This window comes from Pseudoduganella sp. UC29_106 (genome assembly GCF_044055365.1).
Classification (GTDB): Bacteria; Pseudomonadota; Gammaproteobacteria; order Burkholderiales; family Burkholderiaceae_D; genus Rugamonas.
This window is the reverse complement of record NZ_CP171977.1, coordinates 4,269,134-4,289,554: the sequence shown is the minus strand read 5'-3', so window position 1 is coordinate 4,289,554 and position 20,421 is coordinate 4,269,134. Positions and strand designations below refer to the sequence as shown.

Below are 20,421 nucleotides of genomic sequence, written 5' to 3'. Positions count from 1 at the left end.
GCGCGGCCCTCAGCGGGCTCCGTGCCACAGCAGCGCGGCCAACACCAGCAAGGCAAGGAACAGCGTTTCCGCCAGCATCAGCAGCACCGGCTTGATGCCGACGCTGACGATTTCCTGCAGCCGCGTGCGCACGCCGATGGCTGCGATGGCCGTGACCAGGCACCAGCGCGCGAGGGCGTTGCCGCCGTCCTGCACGATGTGGGGAATCCAGCCGGTACTGTTGATGGCCACCAGCACGGCGAAGGCCACGGCGAACCAGGGCAGCATCGGCACCTTGCTGCCCGTGCCGTCGCTGCGCATGCGGATCACCACGGAAACGGTGAAGATCACCGGCAATAGCATGGCCACGCGCAGCAGCTTGACCACGGTGGCCGTGTCGCCTGTTTCAGTGGACATGCTGTAGCCCGCTCCACCACCTGGGCCACGTCGTGGATGGTGGCGCCGAGGAAGATGCCGGCCTGCTGCGGGTCCAGGCCCAGCGCGTTGACGATGGGCGGATAGGCCACCATCGCCACCGTGGAAAGCAGCGATACGCCGATTACCGTGAAGATGGTGGCGCGCTCGCGTAGCGGGTGGGCGGGCAATGCGGCCGCGATGGCCAGCGCCGCGGACGCGCCGCAGATGGCGGTGGCGCCGCCGCTGAGCATGCCGAAGGCGTATTTGAAGCCGGCCAGGCGCGCGCCCAGCAGCCCGAAGGCAATCGTCAGTACCACGCTGCCCAGCACAAGCAGCAGCGGAAAACTGCCCAGCTGCCCGATCTGGCCGAAGGTGATGCGCATGCCCAGCAGGGCGACGCCTGTGCGCAGCACGCCTTTGGCTGCCAGCTCCAGGCCTGGTATGCAGCGGCCCTCCTGCGAGAGGAAGTTGACCGCCATCCCCAACAGGAGAGCGAACAGCATGGCCGAGGCGCCGTAGTGGTCGGACAGGAAGGTGGATGCCGCCGCAATGATCCCGCTCACCAGCAGGCCGGGCGAGTAGCGGTCGAAGGCGGCGCGCAGGCGGGAGGTGGAGGCGGGGACGGCGAGAGTGGTGTCGTTCATGGTGGGCTCGCAAATGGCTCTGTAGACGGGCCGATTGTGCGCGCCGGCGGGGAGGGCGGCCCCCCTCGGCGGTGGGGGGGCGTTGGCGCGCGAATTCTTTGAGGATGGCAGTAACGATTCGTCCCACTTACCCAATCAGCAAAGGATTCCCCATGAATTTCCTCGACGGTTCCCTGTTCCCCGAAAACCAGGAAAAGCTGGTCATCACCTGCGCACCCTATGGACCGGAATGGATGCCGGCCGACTTCCCGGAAGATATTCCGCTGACCATGGAAGAGCAGATCCAGAAAGCGGTGGACTGCTACAACGCCGGCGCCACTGTGTTGCACCTGCATGTGCGCGAAATGGACGGCCACGGCTCCAAGCGCCTGTCCAAGTTCAATGAGCTGATTGCCGGCGTGCGCGCCCGCGTGCCGGACATGATCATCCAGGTCGGCGGTTCGATTTCCTTCGCCCCCGAGAGCGAGGGCGAAGCGGCCAAGTGGCTGAGCGACGATACGCGCCACATGCTGGCCGAGCTGACCCCGGCGCCGGACCAGGTGACGGTGGCCGTCAATTCCAACCAGATGAACATCGTCGAGCAGATGTGCGATGCGGACCTGCGCGGCACTTCGATCGCCGATCCGGCCCTGTACCAGGCGTACCGTGAAATGACGATTCCGGCCGGCCCCGGATGGCTGGAGGAGCACATCCGCCGCCTGTCGGCCAAGGGCATCCAGGCGCACTTTCAGCTGGCGAACATCACCCAGCTGGAAACCGTGGAGCGCATGATGCGCCGCGGCGCGGCCAATGTGCCGCTGATCCTGACCTGGGTCGCCATCGGCGGCGGCTTCGATGCGCCGAACATCTACAACCTGGCCAATTTCGTGCGCGCCTGCCCAGATGGTTCCGTGCTGACGCTGGAATCGTCGATGCTGAATGTCCTGCCGATCAATATGATGGCGATCGCCATGGGTTTGCATGTGCGCTGCGGCATCGAGGACAATATCTGGACCCAGGACCGCAAGGAGAAGATGAGCTCCGTGCGCCAGATCGAGCAGCTGGTGCGTATCTCGCGCGAATTCGGCCGCGAAATCGCGGACGGCAACGAAGCGCGCCGCATCTACCGCATCGGCGAGTTCTATCGGAACGCGGACGAGGCCCTGGCGCGCAATGGCTTTGCCCCTAACCGCCGCAAGGTGGCCTGATGTCGCTGGCTACCGTGTTGATTGTGCCGGGGCTGCGCGACCATGTGGAAGCCCACTGGCAGACTTTGCTGGCCGCCCGTCTGGAAGCCGCCGGCCAGCCGGTGCACACGGTGCCGCCGATGGGGCGGGCGGACCTTTCCTGTGCGGCGCGCGTGGAGGCGATCGAACAGGCGGTTGCCGGCATCGACGGCGAGCCGATCCTCGTTGCACACAGCGGCGGGTGCATCATGGTCGCGCACTGGGCGCAGCAGAGCCGGCGCCCGGTGCAGGGCGTGCTGATGGCGACACCGCCCGATTTCGAGGAGGCGATGCCACCGGGGTTTTCCTACGCTCGATGAACTGGGTCAGGCGGGCTGGCTGCCGGTGCCGCGAGGGCCTCTGCCGTTTCCCAGCATTGCGGCGATCAGCAGCAATGATCCGCTGGGACGTTTGGCGCGGGTTGAGGAGCTGGCGCTGGGGTGGGGGGAGTCATATTGTGCCGCTGGGCGAGGTGGGGCACCTCAACCCGGCGTCCGGCTATGGCGAATGGCGGCTGGCCGAGGGGTTGATTGCGGCGCTGCGCGTATCCTGATCAGAACCGTTGCCACCGCTGAACCATTGCCACTTCTGAACCAATGCCACTGCTGAACCGTTGCCACTGCCGCGTAGGGCGGATCATCGATCCGCCGTGTTTGCGTCTCGACGGCACATGCACGGCGGATCAATGATCCGCCCTACGCGCAGCGGTCGGGACATAGCAATCGGCGTACAGCAATCGGGGCACGGCAATCGGGGCAGGGCAATCGGCGCGCAGCAATCGGCGCACAGCATCGGCGCGCAGCATCGGAGAGCAGTTTCGACGCGTACCAGCCGCGCGGACCGTCGGTGCGCGGCATTGGCGCTTCGAATCGGCGCATGGTAATCGGCGCGGAGGAGCGGCGCACGGTATGCGTCGGCGGTCAGACGCCTTCCAGGAGGCCGAGCAGCTGGGCGCGGCGCACGACGTGCTTGCGCGAGGCTGCGTCCAGCTTGCCGAACAGGTTCTTCAGGTGCCACTTCACCGTCTCCTCGCCCACTCCAAGGGCGAGGGCGATTTCCTTGTTGGACAGGTTGCGCGCCAATAGTTCGAGAATTTCCCTTTCCTTGGGCGTCAGCACCATGCTGGGCAAGGCGCGCGGCGAGGCGGCCGGCGCACGCGGCGCGGACACGGCGGCGGTGACGGGCGCCGGCGCGGCCGGGTTGACGGCGCCGGCGCGGCGCGCCACCCAGTCCGCCAGCAGAGGATGCGTATCCGTCACCGCCCGCTGCAAGCCGTAGGTGCACGCCAGGTTAAGCGCCTCGTCGAGCAAGGGCGCGCCATCCTCGCCCAGTTGCTGGCGTGCCAGTGCACGCAATGCCATCAGCTCCACCCCGTGTCGCCCCAGCCGCACGGCGGACGCCGTGTCGGCCGCGGCAGCCAGCGGCGCCTGGGCGCCCCGCCAGTCGCGGCAGGCGATGGCGGCATAGGCAGTGCCCACTGACTGGAACAAGGCGATCCACTGCCGCCACAAGGGACCGGCGCCGTCCGGCGTGACGGATTCCAGGCGTGGCAACAGGGCGCGCGCACTTTCGCAGCGTCCGTGGGCCGCGTGCAGGCGGATCTGCTCAACCGCGGCCGCGGCGCACAGGCGTGGCGCCTTGCGTGCCGCGCCGAGGGCGTGCAGCGCCTCCAGCAAGTCCAGCGCGCGGTGCTCCCGGCCTTCGGCGGCAGCGCAGCGGGCGGCGGTGCGATAGGCCAGCAGCAGGCTGTCCGGCGTGCCGGTGCGCTCCAGCACATCTAGGCGGTTGGCCAGCAGGGCCTGGGCCTCCTCCACCTCACCCGTGTCGAACACGATGGCCGCCAGCAGGGCTGCAAACATGGCGGACAGGGGATGGCGCCGTCCCAGGTCGGCATCGGCGCGCAGCAATGCGGGGCGCACGGTGTCCTGCGCCAGCCGCACCTGGCCCTCCCACAAATAGCTGTGACCGACGATGAATTCGCCCCAGCGCCGCACATAGCTGCTGTCCTGTGCCAGGGATTGCGGGGCGCGCTGCTGCTGGCGCCGCGCCAGCGCCGGGTCGCCGCGATAGAGGGCGCTGGCCGCGAGCCGGTTGGCATGGGCCTGCAGCAGCCACGGATCGCTGGTGGGTGGCGGTTGCGAGGCCCAGGGCTCGAACAGGTCGACGAAGCGGTCGATCTCGTCGGCATAGAAAGCGGCGGCGCAAGCGATCAGCGTGCATTCATAGCGCAGCGCCGTATTGTCGCCCGCCCCGGCGAGGATGTGCGCCACCTGGCGCTCGCTGTCGCGGTGATGCTCGCCCAGCGCCTGCACCCAGGCGGCGGCAAGACGCAGGCGGGACGGCGCTCCAGTTCCTCTTCCGGCAACAGGGCGCGCCACTGCTCCAGCGCCTGCAGCTGCCCCTGGCGCACGGCCTCCATCAGGCATTGCTCGGCCCAGTCGTAGGCCTGGGCGTGTTCGCCGCCGGCCAGCGCGTGATGGGCCGCTTCCTGCAGCATGCCATGGTCGGCCAGCCAGTGCGCGGCGCGCAAATGCAGCTGGCGCAACTGGTCCGGGTCACGGTCGGCCAGGCGGCGCCGCAGCAGATCGCGCGCCAGCGTATGGATGCGGCACCAGGCGCTGTCCTCCGCAACCACGAAGACCGGCGTTTCGCGCGCCAGCCGCGCCAGCCGGGCGGCCGAGTCGGCGTGGCCGGTCAGGGCGCTGCACAGCTCCGGATGGAGCGTGTCCGTGATCGACGCGGTGACGAGAAAATCCTTGTCTTCCGGCGCCAAGCGCGCCAGCAGCATGCCGATCACGCGCTCGCGCAGGTCGCCGCTGCCCTCCACCAGCCCGGCCAGTGCTGCGCCGGGATCACGGCCCTGTTCCATGGCAGCTAGCGCTAGTTGCAAGCCCAGGGGCCAGCCTTCCGTCAGCTCATGCAGGCGCGCGCTGCTGTCCGCATCGATCGCGGTGCCGAAGCGCACGGCCACCAGCTTGCGCGTCTCATCGTAGGAAAAACGCAACAGTTCCGGGCCCACGGTCACGCAATCGCCGTAAGCCATCAAGTCTTCCGCCAGCGGCTGCAGGCCGCTGCGCCCGGCCGCGACCACGCGCAGGTTCTGCGGCGTGTTGTGCAGGAGGTAGCCCAGCAACTCGGCGCTGGCGGGCGGCAGGTGCTCGGCATCGTCCACCATCAGTACCAGGTCCAGTGAGGTGGCGGCCACTTCGGCCAGGAAGGCGGTCAGCGCATCGAGGGGATTGGCCGATGCGGCAGCGCCGTCGACGAGCTGGCGCCCGAAAGCGGGGCGCGCGCAGCCGGCGCGCACCGCCTGCACCAGCGCGCGCACGAAGCGCTGCGGCTCATCTCCCTCGTCGGCCAGCAGCCAGGCCACGGCGGCGCCTGAGCCCAGGGCCTCGCGCCGCCACTGCGCCAGCATGGACGTTTTACCGAAGCCGGCCGGCGACTGCAGGGCGATCACGGGGCAGCCGCTGAACTGCGGGTCGGCCAGCTGCAGGCGGGAACGCGTGAGCATATGGCGCGGCGCGCGGGGCGGCGTCGTTTTCAGAACGAGTTCGGTGGCGGTGTCGCTGGCGCCGGATTGAAAGAGCATGTCGGTCGGTTCGGCAGTCGTTGTGCGTTTGATTATACGGCGGCATTTCGGGGGGAGGGTGGGGTGTTCCCCCTCTTATGGGGTGGGGGCGGCGGGACGGGAGCGGCCTAGGATGAAATCCAACAAGAACGGGAAAAACCCGCACACACAAAAAAAATCCATTGGAGGAGAACCCGCAGCATGAGCAAGCTTCCACACCAGCGCAGCTTCGCGCGCAGCGCCCTGGCCTTGGCCGCGGCATTGTGCGCCCAGGGCGGCACCGCGTTTGCGACGGAGATCGAAACCGGAAATCCGGACCTGTCTGTACGATTCGACAATACTGTCAAATATAACTACGCCAACCGCCTGAACGCGCAGCACCAGGGCATCCTGAAGAATCCGAATTTCGACGACGGCGACCGCAATTTCGGACGCGGCACCGTGTCCAACCGCTTCGACCTGCTATCCGAGCTGGACGTGGTCTGGCAAAAGTCCATGGGCATGCGCGTTTCCGGCGCGGCCTGGCGCGATTTTGCCTATGACAGCCTGGATAACAACAATGTCGCCACCTCCAACCACCTGGAGAACGGCAAGCCGGCGCTGGGCCTGTCGAATTACACGAAGCGCTATCACAAGGGCAGCGGCGAACTGCTGGATGCTTTCGTCTTCTACAACACGGAGATCGCCGAACGCCCGCTGAACCTGAAGCTGGGCCGCCATACCCAGGTGTGGGGCGAGAGCCTGCTGACGCCTGTGCATGGCGTGAACTATGGCCAGTCCGCGCTGGACCTGATCAAGGCTTATACGGTGCCGGGAACGGAAGCGAAGGAACTGTTCCTGCCGCGTTCCGCCGCCTACGCCCAGTTTTCGCCGGCCGAAGGCTGGTCGGTGGGCGCCCAGTATTTCTTCAAATGGAAGCCGGCGCGCTTGCCGGAGTCGGGTTCCTTCCTTGGCTTCTATGACTACGGCTTCCAGGGCGCGGAAAGCTTTAACCTCGGCGCCCTCGGCGTGGCCGGCAAGATTGCGGACAGCGAACCAAAGCAGCGCGGCGACTGGGGCGTGAACGTGCGCTGGAGCCCGGACTGGCTGGACGGCACCATCGGCCTGTATGCCCGCCGCACCGGCGACCTGCTGCCGCAGGCGAACCTGCGCCTGGCCGGCCTGCCGCTGCCCATGCTGGGCGGGGCGGGCGGCGCAACGGCCGGCAATGCCGTGTGCCGCAACTTCATCCCCGGCGCCGCGGTGGCGGGCAATAACTGCCTGTTCTATCCGGCCGCGCTGGGCGCATCGAGCAAATACCAGCTGGAATACGGCGGTGATGTGGACGTGTTTGGCCTATCCCTGGCCAAGAGCATTGCCGGTGTTTCGGTGGGCGCGGAAGTCTCCTATCGCCGCAATATGCCGCTGACCAGTTCTCCCGTGCTGCTGATGCCAGCCGGGACGGCCGCACCGGTGGTCGCGGCGCTGAACGGCGCCCTCGGCAAGACCACGCCGCTGGTCGTCACCGCGGCAGGCTTGCCGGGCCAGGGCGAAGTCAGCGGCGCCGTGGGCAATACCTTGCACGGCGTGCTGAATGTCTTCGGCGTGACAGCAAAGACCCCGCTGTTCGATGCCGCCACCTGGATTGGTGAACTGACCTGGAACCGCGCCACCAGCGTGAAGCGCGGCGCCCAGTTCTACAAGGGCCGCGCCGACTATACGGGCGTGGACAAGGTCGATGGCGACTACGTCGGCCTGGCCGTCAACTTCACGCCGACCTGGTACCAGGTGCTGCCGGGCGTGGACCTTTCGGCGCCGCTGGCCGTGAGCTATGGCCTGAAGGGCAATTCGCCCATTCTCGTCGGCGGCAACAAGAACGCCGGCAATTACAGCGTGGGCCTGAGCTTCGATGTAAGGGCCAAGTACAAGATCGAGATCAAGTGGAGCGATTTCTTCGGCCCGCTGGGCTTCGACGCCAACGGCGCCGTGGCCTCCAATGCCGGCGTGTCGCCGATGCTGAAAGACCGCGGTTTCATTTCCGCTTCCATCAAGACCACCTTCTGAGGGGAAGATCATGAAGATCAAGCACATCGCAATGGCCGCCATGCTGCTGGCCGCCACCGCAGCGCAGGCCGCGGTTTCGCCGGACGAGGCAAAGCAACTGGGCCAGTCCCTGACTGCCGTCGGCGCCGAAAAGACCGGCAACAAGGACGGCACCATCCCCGAATACACGGGCGGCCTGACCAACGGCCCCGCCGTGGCCAAGGGCAGCGGCATGCGTGAAGACCCCTTCGCAGCAGACAAGCCGCGCCTGAGCATCACCGGCAAGAACCTGGCCGGCCAGGAGGACAAGCTCACCGCCGGCACCAAGGAGCTGTTGAAGCGCTTCGCCACCTTTCGCGTCGACGTTTATCCGACTCACCGCAGCGTGGTGCTGCCCAAGCAGCAACTGGACAACACGGCAAAGAATGCCCTGAGCGCCAAGACTACCGATGGCGGCGTGGGCGTGGAGGGCGCATTGGCTGGCGTGCCTTTCCCGATCCCGAAGAGCGGCAATGAGGTGATGTGGAACCACCTGCTGCGCTACCAGGGCCATGCCTTCGCCACCAAGTTCGATTCCTGGAACGTGGATGCCTCCGGTGTGCCGACCCTGGCCTCCACCGGCGAGATCTTCCAGGAGTTCCCGCTGTCCGATCCCAAGGTCAGCGAGCCGGCGAAGCAGAACGATGTCTTCTTCCGCATCAAGCTGTCCTACTCGGCGCCTGCACGCCGCGCCGGCGAAGCCCTGCTGACGCTGGACGCGGTCAATCCGGCGGTCCAGCCGCGCAAGGTGTGGCAATACCTGCCGGGCCAGCGCCGCGTGAAGCTGGCGCCGGACGTGGCCTACGACACGCCGAATCCGGCCTCGGTCGGCACCTCGACCTATGACGATGCCTGGGTCTTCAATGGTGCGCTGGACCGCTACGACTTCAAGCTGGTGGGCAAGAAGGAGATGATCGTCCCTTACAACAACTACAAGATCACCTACCACAAGAATCCTGCGGACATCGTCAAGCCCAATCACGTGAATCCGGACATGGTGCGCTGGGAACTGCACCGCGTGTGGGTGGTGGAAGCGGTGCTGAAGCCGGGCAAGCGCCACATCTACAGCAAGCGCGTGTTCTACATCGACGAAGACAGCTGGACCGCGCTGGCTTCCGATGCCTACGATGCGCGCGGCCAGCTGTACCGCGCCTCCTTCGATCACATGACCTTCAGCTACGACGTGCAGGCGCTGCAGACGGGTAACCACATGATCTACGACTTCGTCAGCGGCACCTACAACATCACCGGTGTGGCAGGCCCGCATGGCGGCACGCGCTACATCGCGCCACTGAAAGCGGCCGAATGGTCGCCCGACAGCCTGGCTGGAGCGGGTATCCGTTAAGGGGCCGGACAGGTGTCTCGTTCACTGCCGGGACGGTTTGCCTGACCCTTTCCCGTTCCGGCAGTCTTTTTTCGGTGAGCGCAATATGAAACGAATTCTCTCTTCGCTGGCCGCCTGCCTGTGCCTCTGCGGCCACGCAGCAGCCTTCGACGATCCGCTGGCAAGGCCGGCACGGCCCAGTGCACTGGCGGCCCATGCGCCCGTCAACGGCCTGGCCATGGCGGGCCGCCGCATCGTGGCGGTGGGCCAGCGTGGGCACATCCTGTACAGCGACGACGCGGGCCGCAACTGGCGCCAGGCCAGTGTGCCCGTCAGCGTGGACCTGACGGCCGTCAGCTTCGCCACGCCGCAGGAGGGCTGGGCGGTGGGCCACGATGGCGCCATCCTGCACAGCGCGGACGGTGGCGAAACCTGGCTGTTGCAGGCCGATGGCCGCAACGGTGGCAGCGGCAAAGTGGACGACCGTCCCTTGCTCGATATCCGTATGGCGGACAAGCTGCGCGGCATGGCCGTCGGCGCCTTCGGCCTGGCGCGCTGCACCGGGGACGGCGGCAGGCAATGGCTGGCCTGCGAGGATCGGCTGGACAACCCGCAAGGCCTGCACCTGAATGCCATCCGCGCCATTGGCGACAACCTCTACATCGCGGGCGAGCAAGGCCTGCTGCTGCGCAGCGCCGGCGGGGCGGGGCGCTTCTCTGCGCTGGCCTTGCCTTACCGCGGCAGCCTGTTTGGGGTGGTCGGCGACGGCCCGCGCCTGCTGGCTTTCGGCCTGCGCGGCAATGCCTGGTTCAGCGCCGACAGCGGCGCCACCTGGGAGCAGTCGACGACCGGCCTGCGCAGCGGCCTGGCTGCCGGCCTGGCGCTGCCGAACGGCTTTGTGCTGGTCAGCCAGACGGGCCAGCTCCTGTTCAGCGAAAGCGGCCGCCAGTTCGCGCCGCAGCCGGCCCCGCAGCCCGAACCCGTGACCGCGGCGCTGTTGGGCGCGACGGGCGAAATGGTAACGGGCGGCGTGCGCGGAGTGCGCGTGCATGTCCTGCAGCGCCGCTAACCGGAAAGGCAAGAAAATGCATATGGAATCCCCCGTCCAGCAAGCGATGCCGGTGGTGCGCACGCTGGACCAGTTCGACCGCCGCTCCGGCAACCTGCTGGAACGCCTGGTCTTCAATCACCGCCTCTGGCTGGTGCTGCTGTGCACCGCGCTCACGCTGCTGTTCGCGCAGCAGGCCTTCACGAAGCTGACGCTGAACGCCAGCTTCGAGAAGATGCTGCCGCAGTCACATCCCTACATCCAGAACTACCTGCAGAACAAGGCCGGCCTGCGTGGCCTGGGCAATGCGCTGCGCGTTGTGGTGGAAAACCCGAAGGGCGACATCTTCGACGCCGGCTACCTGGAAACCTTGAAGCAGATCAACGACGAACTGTTCCTGACGCCAGGCGTGGATCGCGCCTGGATGAAATCGATGTGGACCCCGTCCGTGCGCTGGAACGAAGTCACGGAAGACGGGTACACGGGAGGCCCCGTCATGCCGGACAGTTATGACGGCAGCGCGCGCAGCGTGGAGCAGCTGCGCCTGAACATCGCCCGCGCCGGCATCGTCGGCCGCCTGGTGGCGAACGACTTCAAATCCGCCCTGATCTTCGTGCCGCTGCTGGACAAGGACCCTGCCACCGGCCAGGCCATCGACTACAGCGCGCTGTCCGCCGCCATCGACGCCACCGTGGCACGCCATGCCACGTCCGCTCATCCTGTACGCATCCACGTCATCGGCTTTGCGCGCCTGGTGGGCGAGCTGCTGGCGGGCATGCAGCAGGTATTGGCTTACTTCGGTGTGGCTGCCCTGGTGGCTGCGGCGGTAATTTTCGCCTACACCCGCTGCGTGCGTTCGACCCTGCTGGTGGTGGCCTGCTCGCTGGTGGCCGTGATCTGGCAGCTGGGCATCGTGGCCATGCTGGGCTATGTGCTGGACCCGTTCTCCATCCTCGTGCCATTCCTCGTATTTGCCATCGGCGTGTCGCACGGCGCGCAGAAAATGAATGGCATCATGCAGGACGTGGGCCGCGGAATCCACCAGCTGGTGGCCGCGCGCTACACTTTCCGCCGCCTGTTCCTGGCCGGCCTGACCGCGCTGCTGGCGGACGCTGTGGGCTTTGCCGTGTTGATGGTCATCGACATCCCCGTGATCCGCGACCTGGCGCTGACGGCGTCCATCGGCGTGGCGGTGCTGATCTTCACCAACCTCATGCTGCTGCCCGTGCTGCTGTCCTATTTGGGCGTGTCGCAGGCGGCGGCGGAGCGCAGCATGCAGCTGGACCGCAAGGCCGACGCAGGACGTGGTCTCGGCAAATTGTGGCTGTTGCTGGACCGCTTCACCGAACGGCGCTGGGCCGTGGTCGCGCTGACGGTGGCCGTGCTGCTGGCCGCCGGTGGCCTGGCTGCCAGCTTCCGCCTGCAGATCGGCGACCTCGATCCGGGCGCGCCGGAGCTGCGTGCCGACTCGCGCTACAACCAGGACAATGCCTATATCACCAGGAACTACTCGCTGTCCTCCGATCAGTTTGCGGTGATGGTCAAGACCGCGCCCGAAGGCTGCCTGAAATATGAAACCCTGGTCGCGGCGGACCGCCTGGCCTGGGAGCTGCGCCAGATCCCTGGCGTGCAAACCACCGTGTCGCTGGCGGACGCTGTGCGCCGGGTGACGGCCGGCGCCGCCGAGGGCAATGCCAAGTGGCTGACCTTGTCGCGCAACCAGGATGTGCTGAACTACGGCGCCCAGCAGGCGTCCACCAGCAATCCGGACCTGTTCGACCGCGCTTGTTCTCTGATGCCGGTGATCGCCTACCTGGCCGACCACAAGGCGGGCACGCTGGAGCAAGTGGTGGCCGGCGCCGCCGCCTTCGCCAGGGAGCATGGCAGCGGCGAGCGCCAGTTCCTTCTGGCGGCCGGCAGCGCGGGTATCGAGGCCGCTACCAATATCGTCGTCAGACAGGCCAACCGTACGATGCTGCTGTGGGTGTATGGCGCGGTTGTTCTGCTGTGCTTTGTGACCTTCCGCAGCTGGCGCGCCGTGCTGGTAGCGGTGCTGCCGCTGGCGCTGACGTCCATCCTGTGCGAAGCGCTGATGGTGGCTCTGGGCATGGGCGTGAAGGTGGCCACGCTGCCGGTGATTGCGCTGGGCGTGGGCATCGGCGTGGACTATGCGCTCTACCTGCTGTCCGTCCAGCTGGCGCAGCAGCGCGCCGGCGTGCCGCTGGCCGAAGCCTACCGCCACGCAGTGCAGTTCACGGGCAAGGTGGTCGCCCTGGTGGGCGTCACGCTGGCCGCGGGCGTGGTGTGCTGGGCCGCTTCGCCAATCAAATTCCAGGCCGACATGGGCATCCTGCTGACCTTCATGTTCGTGCTGAACATGGTTGGCGCACTGGTGCTGATTCCGGCCCTGTCCCATTTCCTGTTGCGTAACGTAAGGAGCATTCCATGCGCGGATTGATGCAAGAGCAGCCCCTGGTGATTTCGTCGCTGATTGAACACGCGGCGCGCAGCCACCCCGAGCGCGAAATCGTGTCGCGCAGCCCGGAAGGCCTGGTGCGCACGAACTATGGTGCTGTCAGTGAACGCGCCCGGCGCCTGGCGGCTGCGTTGCAGCGCATGGGCATCGACCGCGGCGAACGCGTGGCCACGCTGGCGTGGAATGACCATCGCCATATGGAGCTGTACTACGCGGTGTCCGGCATGGGCGCCGTGCTGCATACGATCAATCCACGCCTGTTCGCGGAGCAGGTCGAATACATCGTCAACCACGCCGAGGACCGCATCATCTTCTTCGCACCCGGCTTCGCGCCGCTGCTGGAGAAGCTGGGGCCAAGACTGCCCACGGTGCGCGCCTTTGTCGCCATGTGTCCACGCGAGCACATGCCGGATGCCGATTTGCCTGATCTGCTTTGCTACGAAGACCTGCTGGACATCCAGCCTGTCGACTGGCCTGAGGTGGAGGAGAACGCGGCGGCCACGCTGTGCTACACCTCCGGCACCACGGGCGATCCGAAGGGCGTGCTGTATTCGCACCGTTCCACCGTGCTGCATGCCTTCGCCGCCTGCGGTGTGGATGGCCTGGGCGTGGGCTCCGCCGATACGGCCCTGCTGGTGGTGCCGATGTTCCATGTGAATGCCTGGGGCATGCCGTATGCAGGCGCCATGAGCGGGGCAAAGCTGGTGTTGCCAGGACCTGCGCTGGACGGCGCCAGCGTGTATGCGCTGCTGCGCGATGAAAAGGTGACGCTGGCCCTCGGCGTGCCCACCGTGTGGCTGATGCTGTTCCGCCACGTCGACGAGCAGCGCCTGGCGCCGCAGCGCGAGCTGGTGCTGCAGCGCTGCATTATTGGCGGTTCGGCTGCGCCGCAGGCCATGATCGAGCGTTTCGAGCAGGACTTCGGCTGCGAAGCGATCCAGGCCTGGGGCATGACGGAACTGAGTCCGCTGGGGACGGTGAGCCGCCTGCGACCCGAGCACGCGGCACTTCCGCCGGAAGCGCGCCGCCAGATCCAGCTCAAGCAGGGCAGGGCGGTCTTCGGCGTGCGCATGAAGATTGTGGACGACGAGGGGCGTGAGCTGCCGCGCGATGGAGCCAGCGCCGGCCTGCTGAAGGTCAAAGGGCCGTGGGTGGCCGGCTCCTACTACGGCTGCGGCCACGCCACGGACGCCGACGGCTGGTTCGACACGGGCGACGTCGCCACCATCGATGCCGAAGGCTATATGCAGATCACCGACCGAGCCAAGGACGTGATCAAGTCCGGCGGCGAATGGATTTCCTCCATCGACCTGGAAAACGCGGCCATGGGCCATCCGGCCGTTGCGGAAGCGGCCGTGATCGGCCTGCACCACCCTCAATGGCAGGAACGTCCGCTGCTGGTGGTCGTGCGCAAGCAGGGGCAGGCACTGGAACGCGAGGAAATGCTGGCATTCCTGGTCGGGAAGGTAGCGAAATGGTGGCTGCCGGACGACGTGGCCTTTGTCGACAGCCTGCCGCATACGGCCACCGGCAAGCTGCAGAAAGCCACCCTGCGGCGGCAGTTCGGCCATTACCGCTGGCCGGAAATCTGAGCCCCCCGTCAGGGGTGGGGCGGTCCGCCGGGAGCGGACTAACATGGGATTACACTATCAATATTGGAGACGAAAATGGCCCACAGGGTAACAATGTACAAGACCGGCGCACCGGATGTGCTGCAATTCGAGCAATATGAACCGGGCGAGCCGGGGGCGGGCGAAGTGCGCGTGCGCCACGCCGCCGTGGGGCTGAACATGGCCGACACCTATTTCCGAACCGGCATGTACCCGGCGGCCCTGCCGGCCGGCATGGGCGTGGAAGGCGCGGGCACTATCGAAGCCGTGGGGCCGGGCGTCAGCGGCTTTGCCGTCGGCGACCGCGTGACTTACACCGGCAGCCCCCTCGGCGCCTACAGCGATGTGCGGGTCATGCCGGTGGCGTCGCTGATCAAGCTCCCGGACGGGATTTCCTTTGAAACGGCGGCTGCGATGACGATGCGCGGCCTGACCTCGGCCTACCTGATGCGCAGCATCTATCGCTGGCAGGCCGGCGACACCTTCCTGCTGCATGCGGCGGCCGGCGGTGTGGGCCTGATCGTCACTCAGTGGGCCAAGCTGCTCGGGCTGAATGTGATCGGCACCGTGTCCAGCGAAGAAAAAGGCGAAGTGGCGCGTGCCCACGGCTGCGACCATGTGATTTACTACCGCCGCGAAGACGTGGCCCAGCGCGTGCGCGACCTGACCGGCGGCGAAGGCGTGAAGGTGGTGATCGACAGCGTGGGCAAGGACACTTACCAGGCTTCGCTCAATTCCCTGAAGCGGCGCGGCCTGCTGATTGGCGTGGGCACTTCCTCCGGCCCCTTCCCGCCGATCGAGGCGCTGCAGCTGGCGATTCGCGGCTCGCTGTTCTTCACGCGCCCGGCGCTGGCCGACTATATCGCCGACCCGATGGAGCGCGCCGAACTGTCCGGCGAACTGTTCGAGCATGTGATGGCCGGCCGCATCAAGATCGGCATCAACCAGCGCTATGAGCTGAGCGACGCGGTGCGGGCGCACGAGGATATGGAAGCGGGGCGCACGGTAGGTTCATCCATCTTTGTCATCTGAGGAGAGCGGGATGCGTGTCGAACAACTGACCTGCAGTATCGGCGCTGAAGTGATGGGCGTGAACCTGGGCGATGCAGCGCGCGACGACGGCCTCTTTGGCGAACTGCGCATGCTGCTGCTGAAGCACAAGGTGCTGTTCCTGCGCGACCAGGAAATCAGCCGCGCCGAGCATGTGGCCTTCGCGCGCCGCTTCGGCGAACTGGAAGACCATCCGGTGGCCGGCAGCGACCCTGAACATCCAGGCCTGGTGCGCATTTACAAGGACCTGGACTCCAAGCCCGAGCACTACGAGAACGCCTATCATTGCGACGCCACCTGGCGCCAGGCGCCGCCCTTCGGCTGCGTCCTGCGCTGCATCGAAACGCCGGCCGTGGGCGGCGATACGATCTGGGTCAATATGGTCGAAGCCTACCGGCGCCTGCCGGAAGACGTAAAGCGCCGCATCGACGGGCTGCGCGCAAAGCACAGCATCGAACATACCTTCGGCGCCGCGATGGAGCCGGAACAGCGCGCGAAACTTGCCGCAACCTATCCCGTGGCCGAGCATCCGGTGGTACGCACGCATCCGGATACGGGCGAGAAAATCCTGTTCGTGAACGCCTTCACTTCCCACTTCGTCAACTACCACACGCCGGCCAATGTGCGCTTCGGCCAGGACTTTGCACCGGGCGCCAGCGACCTGCTGAACTACCTTGTCAGCCAGGCCGCGATTCCGGAGTACCAGGTGCGCTGGCGCTGGCAGAAGAACAGCGTGGCGATCTGGGATAACCGCTGCACCCAGCACTACGCCGTGCAGGATTACTGGCCCGCCGTGCGCAAGATGGAGCGCGCGGGCATTATCGGCGACATGCCGTTCTGAGGAGGCGCCATGGGCCTGTCCGTTCACCAGCCGGCGTCGCCGGAGGGCGCCACGCTGCCGCCGCGCGGCTATGCATGGATCGTATTTGCCTGCACCTTCGGCCTGCTGCTGTCCGACTATATGTCGCGCCAGGTGCTGAATGCCGTATTCCCGCTGCTGAAGCAGGACTGGGGGCTGTCGGATACCGAACTGGGGGCGCTGTCCGGCGTGGTCGCGCTGATGGTGGGGCTGCTCACGTTGCCGCTGTCCATCCTGGCCGACCGCTGGGGCAGGGTGCGCAGCATCGTTGTGATGGCGGCCCTATGGTCGCTGGCGACGCTGGGCTGCGCGATGGCCACCGGCTATGGCAGCATGCTGGCGGCGCGCCTGTGCGTGGGCATCGGCGAGGCGGCTTATGGCAGCGTCGGCATTGCGCTGATCCTCTCCATCTTCCCGGCGCACCTGCGGGCCACGCTGACCGGCGCCTTCATGGCCGGCGGCGCTTTCGGCTCCGTGTTGGGCATGGGATTGGGCGGCGCAGTGGCCAAGGTGCTGGGATGGCGCTGGTCCTTCGGCGCGATGGCGCTGTTTGGCATGGTGCTGGTGCTGCTCTACCTGCTGATCGTTTCCGAGCGCCGGCTCGGCGTGGCGCGACCCGCGGCCCGGGCGCAAAGCCAGGGCTGGCGCGACACGCTGCGTCAGCTGGGGGGCAGCCGCGCCGTGCTGTGCGCCTACGCGGGCAGTGGCCTGCAGCTGTTTGTGATGGGCAGCGCGCTGGCCTGGATTCCCAGCTTCCTCAACCGTTATTACGCGCTGGACGCAGCCCGGGGCGGCGCAGCGGCAGCCGTCTTCGTGCTGCTGGGCGGCACGGGGATGATCGCTTGCGGCATGATCACGGACCGCGTGGGCCGCGATAACCCGCGCCGGAAATGGGATTGCGCGATCGCCTTCTGCCTGCTGTGCTGCCTGCTGCTGGGCGCAGCCTTCAGTGTCGGGCCGGGACCGCTGCAGCTGGCGTTGCTGGGCGCCGGCATGCTGGTCGCCGCCGGCACCTCGGGTCCCGCCGGCGCCATGGTCGCCGGTCTCACGCCGCCAGCCCGCCACGGCGCGGCCTTTGCCCTGCTCACGTTGGTGAACAATCTGCTTGGCCTGGCGCCCGGCCCCTTCGTCACTGGCGCGCTGGCCGACCGCCTCGGCCTGGCCGGCGCGCTGCAGCTGGCGGCCCTGGTGGCGCTGGCGGCGGCAGTGGTTTTCGCCCTGGGACGCCGCCATTACCAGGCCGCGATGAGCGGCGTGGCGGCACGGCCGGAGGCGGCATGAAGGTGCTGCGCCTGGCTTTCTATTTCGACCTGGTCTGCCCATGGTGCTGGATCGCACTGCGTCAGCTTGAGAGCGCGAAAGCGCGCCTGAAGGAGACGCATCCTGGGATCGACGTCCAGGTGGATTTCCGCTCCTATCCGTTGCTGCCGGAACTGCCTGCGGCCGGTGTCGATTACCACGAGTTCTATTCGCTCCGCTTCCGCGATCCAGCGGCGCTGGCGCATCGGCGGGCGCAAGTCCAGCGTGCGGGGAGGGCATCGTACCGCCGTTCGGCTTCGACAGGATCAGGCTGATGCCGAATACCCTGCTGGCCCACCGGCTGGTGGACTTCGCCCGCGAGCGGGGCGGTGCGGCTGCGCTGCTCGAGGCCCTGTTCAGCGCCTACTTCAACGAGGGCAAGGATATCGGCAACCGTCTGTCGCTGCTGGAAATCGCGGGCGTCAGCCTGCCGTCCACCGCCGGCCTGCCAGGCTGGCTGGAAGACGAGGCGGCACGCGCCCGCCTGCCGCATAAGGCCCGGCGGGAAGCGCCAGCCGGCCTGGGCGGCGTGCCATACCTGACAGCGGAGGGCGGCGAGAACCTGTCCGGCGTCAGCTCGGTCGACTACTTGCATTACTGGCTGGGCGCAGCCGCGGGCTGACTGCTACACTCGTGTCCACTCAACCATAACAAGAGGGGACATGTATGAAGCTGATTTTCCGGCCGGCCGCACTGCTGGCGGGCGTTTCATTGAGCCTGGCGGCGGTGGCCGCGCCATTCGACGACTGGTCCGACAGGCTCGCGAACGAGAAGATGCGCAACAACCCGCAGCAGGCCACGCAGAAGCAGTACTTCAGCGGCAGCGAGCAGGACCAGCTGGATCGCAAGCTCACCGACAATTCGCGCGCTTTCCGCGCTAAGGAGGTGGCCTCCGCCACCAAGGCCCTGGCCGACCTGGCGCGCATCGACCAGCGCAGCCTGACGCCGCAGCAGCGCGCCAGCGCCGCCACCATCGCCTGGAGCATGAATGGCGCGATCGATAGTGATCCTTACGCCGATTACGACTTCGTGTTTAATCAGTTCAACGGCCTGCATGTGCAGCTGGTGAACTTCCTGACCCAGACTCACCCGATTCGCAGCGGCCGCGATGCGGAGAACTACCTGGTGCGCCTGGGCGCCGTGGCGGGCAAGATTGACACGGGCATCGGCCTGTCCAAAGAGGCTGCCGCGAAGGGTATCCTGATGCCGGATTTCCTCACGCAGGCAGCTATCGGGCAGCTGGACCGCTTCCTGGCCGCCAAACCGGAGGAAAACGTCTTTGTCGTCACGCTTGCCCAGCGCCTGGAGGCGCTGAAGGATGTGCCGCAAGCGGACAAGGCCAACCTGGTCAAGGCTGCAACCATCGTCGTGAGCCGTTCGGTCATCCCGGCCTACCAGCGCGTACGTGCACTGCTCCAGGAGCAGCTGCCGCGCACCACCGGCGACGCGGGCCTGTGGCGCCTGCCGAAGGGCGACAAGGCCTATGCCGTGCTGCTGCGCCAGATGACATCAACCAATTACACGCCGGAGCAGATCCACCAGATCGGCCTGCAGGAAGTGGCGCGCATCGAAAAGCAGATGGACGGCATGCTTACCGCGCTGGGTTACACCCAGGGCAGTATCAAGGAACGCTTCGCCCGCCTGGAGTCTGATTCGCAGCCTAAGGAAGCCGACCCGCGTGCGGCCCTGCTGGCGCGCTACGACTCTGTACTGCGCGACGCCGAGGAACGTGCGAAACCGCTGTTCGATATCCGCCCGAAGCCGCCGGTGATCGTCCAGCGCGAACCGCTCTTCACCGAGAAGACCGCCGCCGCTCATTACACGCCGCCCGCGGCGGACGGCACGCGCCCCGGCATCTTCTGGGCGCCTCTGCCTGGACCGCAGTTCCGCATCAATACCATGCGCACCCTGGTCTATCACGAGGGCGTGCCCGGCCACCACTTCCAGCTCGCGCTGCAGCAGGAGAACGCCGCCTTGCCGCGCTACCGCCGCGAGCGTGTGTTCCCGGCCGGATCCGCCTATTCTGAGGGGTGGGCGCTGTATGCCGAGCAGCTGGCGGCGGAAAATGGCTGGTACGAGGGCGACGTGAAAGGTCATCTGGGCCAGCTGGACCAGGAACTGTTCCGAGCCCGCCGTCTGGTGGCTGACACCGGCCTGCACGCGATGAAGTGGACGCGCCAGCAAGCGATCGACTACGGGGTGCCGCCTGCGGAGGTGGACCGCTACGTGGCCATGCCCGGCCAGGCCTGCGCTTATAAAATTGGCATGATGCGCATCCTGGAACTGCGCGCCAAGGCGCAGCGCGCCCTGGGAGAGCGCTTCAACATCAAGGAGTTCCACAACACCGTGCTCTCCACGGGCAGCGTGCCGCTGCCGGTGCTGGAGCAGGTCGTCGATGAGTGGATCGCCGCGCATTAGGCGGCGCATCGTACTTTGGGTCAGGTTCGTCTAGCTCTTTTGGGGGACGACGAAGGGGTATCGCTGCTGGTCTAATAAGACATCAGTTAAGGAGAGCAGCGATGAAACCTCACCCGGACGAAAAAATCGATGTCACCCAAATCCGTATCACCCAGGCCGGCTGCCACAACGCCGTGCTGGGTGAGTTCCGTGCGGCCGACAGGCTGCTTTCCGCCTGGGCCGACGGGGTCAAGGATTTCGCAGTCGACTTTGAAGTGAAGTTCGAAGACGGCTACGCCTACCGCGGACATTACGCCTACCGCCGCCGTTCGCGCGGCCGTCCATCGCTGAGCAAGTTCGTGCTGCGCGAATTCTCGGGCCGCGGACAGGCCAGCGGCGAGCTGCCGCCGCGCCCCGATCTCTACCTCATCGAAGGATTCTGACTTCCTCTGCCCGCTGCCACGGGCTTCCCCTCGCCAGC

General features: G+C 66.7%; 13 protein-coding genes and 3 pseudogenes. 14 read left to right on the top strand and 2 right to left on the bottom strand.

Translation table 11 applies throughout. From position 1 onward, the window contains the following. Nucleotides 1-9: 9 nt before the first annotated feature. Nucleotides 10-1,040: pseudogene (locus ACHMW6_RS21390) on the bottom strand (YeiH family protein). Nucleotides 1,041-1,192: 152 nt separating this feature from the next. Between ACHMW6_RS21390 and ACHMW6_RS21385 the strand changes: the two are divergent. Next, a complete protein-coding gene (locus ACHMW6_RS21385; protein WP_395399713.1) occupies nucleotides 1,193-2,227 on the top strand; it encodes a 3-keto-5-aminohexanoate cleavage protein in 1,035 nt (344 codons plus the stop codon). After that, a pseudogene (locus ACHMW6_RS21380) lies at nucleotides 2,227-2,798 on the top strand (RBBP9/YdeN family alpha/beta hydrolase). Before ACHMW6_RS21385 ends, ACHMW6_RS21380 begins: the two are co-directional and overlap by 1 nt. A gap of 367 nt (nucleotides 2,799-3,165) precedes the next feature. Here the strand turns inward: ACHMW6_RS21380 and ACHMW6_RS21375 are convergent. Next, nucleotides 3,166-5,837 (bottom strand): annotated as a pseudogene (locus tag ACHMW6_RS21375) (LuxR C-terminal-related transcriptional regulator). 180 nt (nucleotides 5,838-6,017) lie between these two features. On the opposite strand from ACHMW6_RS21375, the gene ACHMW6_RS21370 reads away from it, so the two are divergent. The 12 genes from ACHMW6_RS21370 (at nucleotide 6,018) to ACHMW6_RS21315 (ending at nucleotide 20,383) form a co-directional block, all read left to right on the top strand. Beyond that, the gene (locus ACHMW6_RS21370) at nucleotides 6,018-7,859 is read left to right on the top strand and encodes a DUF1302 domain-containing protein (protein ID WP_395399711.1); all 1,842 of its coding nucleotides are present in this window, start codon (nucleotides 6,018-6,020) and stop codon (nucleotides 7,857-7,859) included. A 10-nt stretch (nucleotides 7,860-7,869) separates the two neighbouring features. Next, complete coding sequence (locus tag ACHMW6_RS21365; protein ID WP_395399709.1) at nucleotides 7,870-9,222, top strand: DUF1329 domain-containing protein; 1,353 nt, start codon at nucleotides 7,870-7,872, stop codon at nucleotides 9,220-9,222. A gap of 85 nt (nucleotides 9,223-9,307) precedes the next feature. Then, nucleotides 9,308-10,270, top strand: a complete 963-nt coding sequence (locus ACHMW6_RS21360; protein ID WP_395399707.1) for a WD40/YVTN/BNR-like repeat-containing protein — start codon at nucleotides 9,308-9,310, stop codon at nucleotides 10,268-10,270. A gap of 22 nt (nucleotides 10,271-10,292) precedes the next feature. Then, nucleotides 10,293-12,707: an RND family transporter gene (locus ACHMW6_RS21355; protein ID WP_395399705.1), complete on the top strand. Its 2,415-nt coding sequence runs from the start codon at nucleotides 10,293-10,295 to the stop codon at nucleotides 12,705-12,707. Then, nucleotides 12,695-14,317: a long-chain-fatty-acid--CoA ligase gene (locus tag ACHMW6_RS21350; RefSeq protein ID WP_395399703.1), complete on the top strand. Its 1,623-nt coding sequence runs from the start codon at nucleotides 12,695-12,697 to the stop codon at nucleotides 14,315-14,317. The genes ACHMW6_RS21355 and ACHMW6_RS21350 overlap by 13 nt, the downstream gene beginning before the upstream one ends. A gap of 75 nt (nucleotides 14,318-14,392) precedes the next feature. Then, nucleotides 14,393-15,367, top strand: a complete 975-nt coding sequence (locus ACHMW6_RS21345; protein WP_395399701.1) for a quinone oxidoreductase family protein — start codon at nucleotides 14,393-14,395, stop codon at nucleotides 15,365-15,367. Nucleotides 15,368-15,377: 10 nt separating this feature from the next. Then, nucleotides 15,378-16,226: a TauD/TfdA dioxygenase family protein gene (locus tag ACHMW6_RS21340; protein WP_395399699.1), complete on the top strand. Its 849-nt coding sequence runs from the start codon at nucleotides 15,378-15,380 to the stop codon at nucleotides 16,224-16,226. Nucleotides 16,227-16,235: 9 nt separating this feature from the next. Then, complete coding sequence (locus tag ACHMW6_RS21335) at nucleotides 16,236-17,525, top strand: MFS transporter (protein WP_395399697.1); 1,290 nt, start codon at nucleotides 16,236-16,238, stop codon at nucleotides 17,523-17,525. Continuing rightward, complete coding sequence (locus ACHMW6_RS21330; protein ID WP_395399695.1) at nucleotides 17,522-17,818, top strand: DsbA family protein; 297 nt, start codon at nucleotides 17,522-17,524, stop codon at nucleotides 17,816-17,818. Before ACHMW6_RS21335 ends, ACHMW6_RS21330 begins: the two co-directional genes overlap by 4 nt. After that, a complete protein-coding gene (locus ACHMW6_RS21325) occupies nucleotides 17,818-18,165 on the top strand; it encodes a DsbA family protein (RefSeq protein WP_395399693.1) in 348 nt (115 codons plus the stop codon). Before ACHMW6_RS21330 ends, ACHMW6_RS21325 begins: the two co-directional genes overlap by 1 nt. A gap of 44 nt (nucleotides 18,166-18,209) precedes the next feature. Further along, on the top strand, nucleotides 18,210-19,961 hold the full coding sequence (locus ACHMW6_RS21320) for a DUF885 domain-containing protein (protein WP_395399691.1): 1,752 nt from the start codon (nucleotides 18,210-18,212) through the stop codon (nucleotides 19,959-19,961). Nucleotides 19,962-20,062: 101 nt separating this feature from the next. Then, entirely contained in the window at nucleotides 20,063-20,383 is a 321-nt protein-coding gene (locus ACHMW6_RS21315) for a hypothetical protein (protein WP_395399689.1), read from the top strand. The last annotated feature ends 38 nt before the right edge of the window (nucleotides 20,384-20,421 follow it).

Excerpts from the sequence above, each read along its gene's own strand:
- ACHMW6_RS21385 (WP_395399713.1), top strand. The coding sequence starts at position 1,193 with ATGAATTTCCTCGACGGTTCCCTGTTCCCCGAAAACCAGGAAAAGCTG.
- ACHMW6_RS21370 (WP_395399711.1), top strand. The coding sequence starts at position 6,018 with ATGAGCAAGCTTCCACACCAGCGCAGCTTCGCGCGCAGCGCCCTGGCC.
- ACHMW6_RS21365 (WP_395399709.1), top strand. The coding sequence starts at position 7,870 with ATGAAGATCAAGCACATCGCAATGGCCGCCATGCTGCTGGCCGCCACC.
- ACHMW6_RS21360 (WP_395399707.1), top strand. The coding sequence starts at position 9,308 with ATGAAACGAATTCTCTCTTCGCTGGCCGCCTGCCTGTGCCTCTGCGGC.
- ACHMW6_RS21355 (WP_395399705.1), top strand. The coding sequence starts at position 10,293 with ATGGAATCCCCCGTCCAGCAAGCGATGCCGGTGGTGCGCACGCTGGAC.
- ACHMW6_RS21350 (WP_395399703.1), top strand. The coding sequence starts at position 12,695 with ATGCGCGGATTGATGCAAGAGCAGCCCCTGGTGATTTCGTCGCTGATT.
- ACHMW6_RS21345 (WP_395399701.1), top strand. The coding sequence starts at position 14,393 with ATGGCCCACAGGGTAACAATGTACAAGACCGGCGCACCGGATGTGCTG.
- ACHMW6_RS21340 (WP_395399699.1), top strand. The coding sequence starts at position 15,378 with ATGCGTGTCGAACAACTGACCTGCAGTATCGGCGCTGAAGTGATGGGC.
- ACHMW6_RS21335 (WP_395399697.1), top strand. The coding sequence starts at position 16,236 with ATGGGCCTGTCCGTTCACCAGCCGGCGTCGCCGGAGGGCGCCACGCTG.
- ACHMW6_RS21330 (WP_395399695.1), top strand. The coding sequence starts at position 17,522 with ATGAAGGTGCTGCGCCTGGCTTTCTATTTCGACCTGGTCTGCCCATGG.
- ACHMW6_RS21325 (WP_395399693.1), top strand. The coding sequence starts at position 17,818 with ATGCCGAATACCCTGCTGGCCCACCGGCTGGTGGACTTCGCCCGCGAG.
- ACHMW6_RS21320 (WP_395399691.1), top strand. The coding sequence starts at position 18,210 with ATGAAGCTGATTTTCCGGCCGGCCGCACTGCTGGCGGGCGTTTCATTG.
- ACHMW6_RS21315 (WP_395399689.1), top strand. The coding sequence starts at position 20,063 with ATGAAACCTCACCCGGACGAAAAAATCGATGTCACCCAAATCCGTATC.